The 6,635-nt window shown below is 33.0% G+C and carries 6 protein-coding genes and 1 tRNA gene; 5 read left to right on the forward strand and 2 right to left on the reverse strand.

What is annotated here, in order from left to right; translation table 11 throughout:
- Positions 1-403 precede the first annotated feature (403 nt).
- Both J2Z80_RS14580 and J2Z80_RS14585 read right to left on the reverse strand, forming a co-directional pair.
- Entirely contained in the window at positions 404-820 is a 417-nt protein-coding gene (locus J2Z80_RS14580; protein WP_209455028.1) for a YmaF family protein, read from the reverse strand.
- A 477-nt stretch (positions 821-1,297) separates the two neighbouring features.
- Positions 1,298-1,373, reverse strand: a tRNA-Trp gene (locus J2Z80_RS14585).
- A 210-nt stretch (positions 1,374-1,583) separates the two neighbouring features.
- Here J2Z80_RS14585 and tkt point away from each other — a divergent pair.
- The 5 genes from tkt to J2Z80_RS14610 all read left to right on the forward strand — a co-directional run bounded on the left by tkt (position 1,584) and on the right by J2Z80_RS14610 (position 6,503).
- Positions 1,584-3,572: a transketolase gene (gene tkt, locus J2Z80_RS14590; RefSeq protein WP_209455029.1), complete on the forward strand. Its 1,989-nt coding sequence runs from the start codon at positions 1,584-1,586 to the stop codon at positions 3,570-3,572.
- 117 nt (positions 3,573-3,689) lie between these two features.
- The gene (locus J2Z80_RS14595) at positions 3,690-4,592 is read left to right on the forward strand and encodes a TTE1925 family mutarotase (RefSeq protein WP_209455030.1); all 903 of its coding nucleotides are present in this window, start codon (positions 3,690-3,692) and stop codon (positions 4,590-4,592) included.
- 81 nt (positions 4,593-4,673) lie between these two features.
- Positions 4,674-5,108 carry a signal peptidase II gene (gene lspA / locus J2Z80_RS14600; RefSeq protein WP_209455031.1) on the forward strand — a complete coding sequence of 145 codons (435 nt, stop codon included), beginning with the start codon at positions 4,674-4,676 and terminating at the stop codon, positions 5,106-5,108.
- Between the two features lie 38 nt (positions 5,109-5,146).
- Complete coding sequence (locus J2Z80_RS14605; protein ID WP_209455032.1) at positions 5,147-6,067, forward strand: RluA family pseudouridine synthase; 921 nt, start codon at positions 5,147-5,149, stop codon at positions 6,065-6,067.
- 154 nt (positions 6,068-6,221) lie between these two features.
- On the forward strand, positions 6,222-6,503 hold the full coding sequence (locus J2Z80_RS14610) for a hypothetical protein (protein ID WP_209455033.1): 282 nt from the start codon (positions 6,222-6,224) through the stop codon (positions 6,501-6,503).
- Positions 6,504-6,635: the final 132 nt, after the last annotated feature.

Consider the following 6,635-nt stretch of genomic DNA (forward strand, 5'->3'; position numbering starts at 1 on the left):
AAAATGATTTCAGAATGAAATTTTGGGGGATAAATTTAAAAATATATCTCCTGAAATTCAGTTATATCAGGCAACAGAAGTTGCCGAGAATACTCCAAGAGTAAAAGGAGGATTTTTGAATGGGTACTGATTTAAAAGCTGAAGGTTTTGGAGGTTTTGGCGGATGGTGGATTTGGATCATCATCATAATAATAATTATATTTTGCTTTTGCCGTAGACCTTGCGATCCTTAATGATTAATAGCAAAGTAGATGTGGTAGTCTATGATATTAAAGACTACCACTTTTTTTGATAAACATATATAATTATAATACATATTAGAATAATCGATAGTTTGAAATATAATTTTAGCCCGGCAATAGAACCGGGCTTTCAGTATGCTAATTTGGATTTGACATTGAAATTAATAATGTTTCTTTTGCTCAGAAATAGGATCCTCGATTAAGGTAGCAAAAATGAATTTATGGTAGTGTTCATCATCAACAGTAGTCTTTCCTTCCACAAAGTGCACGTGTCTTTTATCATCGACTTCAATAGCGGGGCCAGTTATAACGCCTATCTCATGATGATGATCCTCAAAGAAGTCAGTGCTGACTAATATTGCATGAACATGACTATCACCATGTGGTATAACTTGACTGGTGACACCTGCAAAGCGGTGATTGTGTTCTTCTTTTTTTTCTTTGTCTCTATATTTTTCTTTTTTGTCTTCTTCAGCTAATCTTGTGCTACCTAAAAATTCATGGTTATGAGTTTGACATTCGTCTTTTTTATTATTGTAATCAAAATAACTTTTAATTTCCTCGATTGATAATTCCATATAAATCAACCTCCAATAATAAATTTTTTGGCCAATAATATTATATGTTTAAGTAGAAAAATAAGTGCAAAAAATTAAATGATATTATGATGAGCATAGCTACAAACTGATGCCCAGAAGGGCTTTTTTATGTGGCAATAATGCGATGAGATAATGTGCCGAGAAAATTAGGGTTTGTAATAATACATCTTTAACTTTAGGATCCATTTTCGCAGGTGTTTCAAGAGGCTCTTAAAGAGAAATTAGGAATTAGAGAATATAAACAATAAGCGCTCTAAAATTAATGCATATTGTTTTATCATGAGAAGATTTCCACGGCATAAATAAGAATCAAGTATTCTTTTGTGAGTACTTGATTTTTAAGTATTATAATCGATTTTTTGCTTAATTTTGTCCCGAAAGTGTCACCAATTATATATTCAATGCCTATTTACTATATTTATCCAGCTATGAAATATGCTATTTTAGACATAAAAATGGCAGGGGAGACAAGAATCGAACTCGCAACCTACGGTTTTGGAGACCGCCGCTCTACCAATTGAGCTACTCCCCTGCGACGAAATTAATTATAGCACAGTATTTTTTCTGAGTCAATAACCTATTTTAACTTATGTAGTTATTTCTGCATAAAAGTTAATTAAAAAAGTGTGCAAAATATAAAAATAATTCGTAACTTGCACGAATTTTAAGTTAAATTCTTTTATTACGATTTGTCCAATGATATAATATTAGTGATAATAATAATGCAAAGGAGAGTCAAAGTATGAACAAAATTGATGAATTAACAATTAATACTATACGTATACTTTCAATTGAACAAGTACAAAAAGCAAATTCCGGCCATCCAGGTATGCCTATGGGTTCTGCACCAATGGCGTATACGCTGTGGGCAAAGTATCTAAAGCATAGCCCTAAAAATCCAAAGTGGGCTGCGAGGGACAGATTTATATTGTCTGCTGGACATGGATCAGCACTTTTATATTCTTTATTGCATCTATTTGGTTATGGGCTCACTATAGATGACCTTAAAAATTTTAGACAATGGCAAAGTAAGACACCGGGTCACCCAGAATATGGACATACTCCTGGTGTTGAAATAACTACAGGTCCTTTGGGACAAGGTATTTCTAATGCTGTAGGAATGGCAATTGCTGAAACGTATATGGCAAATAAGTTTAATCGTCCTGGGTATAATATTGTAGATAATTATACATATGCAATAGTAGGTGATGGATGTCTTATGGAAGGCATCTCATCTGAAGCTTGCTCATTAGCCGGTACATTAAAGCTTGGCAAGTTAATTGCTTTATATGATTCCAATAATATATCTATTGAAGGTGGTACAGATATAGCATTTACAGAAAATGTTGGCAAAAGGTTTGAAGCTTATGGCTGGCAGGTGCTGAAAGTAGAAGACGGCAATAATGTGGATGAAATAGGAAAAGCTATAGAAGAAGCTAAAGCAGACAAAGAAAGACCATCTTTAATTATAGTAAAGACTACAATTGGCTATGGTTGTCCAGAAAAACAAGGGAAAGCTTCTGCACATGGAGAACCTCTTGGAGAGAAAAATGTTGAAGAAACAAAGAAGTTTTTAAGATGGAACTACGATAAAGAGTTCTACGTTCCTGACGAAGTCCGTAAATACATGGACGAAGTTATAAGTAAATTAAATGAAGAAGAAGACAAATGGAATGTGATGTTTGAAAATTACAGAAAAGAGTATCCAGAATTGGCTGATGAGTGGGACAAGTGGCATAGTGAGAAATTACCTGTTGATTTGATAAATGACGAGGGACTCTGGAATTTCAAACTAAAGACTGCAACAAGGTCATCATCCGGAGAAATTTTAAACTATTTAGTAAAATTGGTTCCAAATCTTATTGGGGGTTCGGCCGATCTTGCGCCATCCACTAAAACATATACAAAGGATAGAGGTGACTATAGCAGCGAAAACAGAGGTGGCTCAAACTTCCATTTTGGAGTTAGAGAACATGCTATGGGAGCAATTGCAAACGGCATAGCTGCTTATGGTGGACTAATACCTTATGTATCAACGTTCCTTGTTTTCAGCGATTATATGAAAGGTGCTGTAAGGCTATCAGCTTTGATGAAGCTTCCTGTAATTTACGTATATACACACGACAGCATAGGAGTTGGGGAAGACGGTCCTACACATGAACCGATTGAGCATTTGCCAATGTTAAGAAGCATTCCGAATCTAACTGTAATAAGGCCTGCAGATTCGAAGGAAGTATCTGCCGCATGGTGTTATGCTTTAAACAAAAAAGATGGTCCGACTGCATTAATACTAACAAGACAGAATTTACCCGTCTACGAAGAAACATCAAAAGAAGCACTAAAAGGCGGATACATTTTATGTGATGCTGATGGCGGCAATCCAGACATAATTTTAATGGCAAGCGGTTCAGAAGTTAATTTGGTTTATGAAGCTTGCAAACAATTAAAGGAGAAAGGTATAAAAGCGAGAGTAGTTAGCATGCCTTCAATGGAAATATTTGATCAACAACCGGAAGAATACAAAAAGATGGTGCTTCCAGATAACGTAAGAGCGAGAATTGCAGTTGAGGCTGCAAGTACCATGAGCTGGTATAAATATGTAGGGCTTGATGGATGCGTAATTGGACTTGATCACTTTGGGGCATCAGCACCTGGCGATATACTTTTCAAAGAATTTGGATTTACTGTTGAAAATGTTGTTAATAAGGCATTAGAATTATTGAAGAAATAAAATAAGAGTGCCGCAAAGGCACTCTTATTTAGAAGGAATCTCTAAAATAATGTCGAATATGTATTAACTGTAAGGATTTATAATAACGTTTGTAATACAAAGAAAGGGATGATATTAATGAGTGTGAGTTTTAAAAAAGTTTCATACTCAGGTTGGAATGACTGTATTGAAGTTTCTAATGGTTTAGTAGATTTTATAGCCACAACAGAGATAGGGCCTAGAATAATAAGATTTGGTTTTGTTGGGCAAGCCAATGAGTTTAGCATCAACGATGAAGATGCTGGCAAAAAAGGTGAAAATATCTGGAGAAATTATGGAGGACATAGGCTGTGGCACAGTCCAGAAGCTATGCCTAGAACTTATACGCTTGACAACTTTCCGATAAAATACGAAGAAATAGAAAATGGTATTAAACTTATTCAAGAACCTAAAGATTATGCAAATATACAAAAAGAGATAGAAATTACTTTAGATCCAAATAATCCTATTGCAAGAGTTAAACATACATTGATAAACAAGGGTGCGTGGGCGGTAGAGCTTTCGCCATGGGCTATATCGGTTATGGCAACTGGCGGTTTGCAGGTTGTAGAGCAGCCTAATAAAGATACAGGTCTTTTGCCAAATAGAGCTTTGGTATTGTGGCCGTATTCGCATATGAAAGATCACAGAATACACTTTGGTGACAAATACATAATTTTTGAACAGGATCCAAATACAAAAGAGCCATTTAAGTTTGGTATACAAAATGAGAAAGGATGGGCAGCATACTTCAATCACAACCATCTTTTTATAAAGAAATTCAAACATGACGATAATGCTGTATATCCGGATTATAATGCATCGTATGAGACGTATACAACTGACTGGATGATGGAAATGGAGTCACTAGGCCCGATGGTAAAATTAGAGCCTGGTGCATCAACAGTCCACGTGGAGGAATGGACTTTATATGATAATGTTAAAAGACCTTCCATCAACGAAAAAGAGATAGAAGAATTGCTATCTAAGTATGTAAAATGATTTATTGATAAGATTATATATAAATTAGGGCTTAATTTTCAAAGCCCTAATTTAAAGCTTTATCATCTAGGAGGATAAAATTTGGAAATTATTATTGTCTTTATTTCTATTATAATTGATCAATTATCAAAATATTTTGTTGTAAAGTATTTAAAACCCATTGGCAGTTTTCCTATAATAAACAATATATTTCATTTTACGTATGTTGAAAATAGAGGTGCCGCTTTTGGGATTTTGCAAAATAGAACTTTGTTTTTTATTATAATAACTGTTATTGTAGGAACAATATTAATATATTCAATTGTGAAAATACCTGGAAGTACTTTTTACAAATTTACGCTTTCAATGATACTTGGCGGAGCTATAGGGAATCTGATTGATCGTGTTAGGCTTGGATATGTTGTTGATTTTATTGATTTCAAATTTTTCCCTGCGGTATTTAATTTAGCTGATTCTATGATAGTTGTTGGAGCATTTTTACTATGTTATGTATTGATATTTAAAAATGAAAATTAAAAATTTATGGACAGATATGGGTGAAAGGATTGTTATGGATGAATATCGCTGATAAAATAAATATAATCGCAGAAAAAGATGATGTAGACAAGAGAATAGATTCTTTCTTAGCTTCTGAATTGGATTATACGAGATCATATTTAAAGAAATTAATACTGAATGGGCTCGTAAAAGTCAATGGTTCATCCATAAAACCAAATTATAAGCTAAAAGAAGGAGATTCGGTTGATGTAAATATACCTGAAGTAGAAGAAATAGATTTAATGCCTGAAAATATTCCTCTTGACATTATTTATGAGGATGATGATATAATTGTGATAAATAAGCCTCAGGGAATGGTTGTACATCCTGCACCTGGTAATTACAGCGGTACGCTTGTTAATGCGCTTCTTTACCATTGCAAAAACTTATCAGGCATCAATGGTGAGCTAAGACCGGGAATTGTCCACAGACTTGATAAAGATACTTCAGGCGTAATGGTTGTTGCTAAAAATGACAAGGCTCATTTAGATCTCTCAAATCAAATAAAAGAAAGGACTATTTTAAAGAAATACATTGCAATCGTTGAAGGTGTCATAAAGGATGATGAAGGAAGCATAGAGGCACCGATTGGGAGAGATCACGTTGAAAGAAAGAAAATGGCTGTGACAGAAGATGGCAGGTATGCACTTACGTTATATAAAGTTCTTGAGAGGTATAAAAATAATTCACTTATTGAAGCTACAATAAAAACAGGAAGAACACATCAGATTAGAGTCCATATGTCATATATTGGACACCCTATTGTAGGCGATGAAGTGTATGGCTACAAAAAACAAAGATTTAATCTTTTAGGACAAGCGCTCCATTCAAGGCTTTTAGGCTTAGTTCATCCGTCTAAAAAAATTTACATGGAATTTGAAGCTCCAATACCTGAATACTTTGAAAGATTAATAGATATTTTGAAGAGTAAACAATAGATTAAGAATAATGTTTAAGAGATTATGAAAATTGCTGATTTCATATTTAAAACGATTTAAAAAAATCATTGATAATTTATCATTCACCTTAATTGTATAAGCAATGGTTATGTTAATGTATTACAGTATGTATTCAGAGAGAAGGTAAAATAATATGAAAAATTCTAAATTATTAGTTATGAGTGCGATTATCACTTTATCAACAATATTTTTTGATAAATTTAAAGATTATTCAAACTTCAAACATGGATTAGGATTGCCTTTCAAATTTTTAGAGTACTACGATTATAATATCCCAAATAATAATTTAGAATTATTCGCTTTAAATAACATAACTAAAATAAGTTTTAGAGTTGATATATTTTTATTTTCTATTTTAATTGTATTTTTAATCTTAAAATATTCTATTAAACTATATTATAAAATTATTAAATAATCAATTTTCTAAAAGTTCTTTTATTTCGTTTGGAGTTTATTTACTATGAAAACTTATTATATAAGTAGCTAAAAAAGCGCAGACTTCCCCTACAGCTTTTAAAATAGACTTTAAAGGAAATTAATGGATATA

It is taken from the genome of Thermoanaerobacterium butyriciformans, assembly GCF_017874545.1.
Taxonomy (GTDB): Bacteria; Bacillota; Thermoanaerobacteria; order Thermoanaerobacterales; family Thermoanaerobacteraceae; genus Thermoanaerobacterium; species Thermoanaerobacterium butyriciformans.

Bases quoted from the DNA above. Each gene is read 5' to 3' on its own strand.
- J2Z80_RS14605 (WP_209455032.1), top strand. From the start codon at position 5,147: ATGAATATCGCTGATAAAATAAATATAATCGCAGAAAAAGATGATGTA.
- J2Z80_RS14580 (WP_209455028.1), bottom strand. From the start codon at position 820: ATGGAATTATCAATCGAGGAAATTAAAAGTTATTTTGATTACAATAAT.
- tkt (WP_209455029.1), top strand. From the start codon at position 1,584: ATGAACAAAATTGATGAATTAACAATTAATACTATACGTATACTTTCA.
- J2Z80_RS14610 (WP_209455033.1), top strand. From the start codon at position 6,222: ATGAAAAATTCTAAATTATTAGTTATGAGTGCGATTATCACTTTATCA.
- J2Z80_RS14595 (WP_209455030.1), top strand. From the start codon at position 3,690: ATGAGTGTGAGTTTTAAAAAAGTTTCATACTCAGGTTGGAATGACTGT.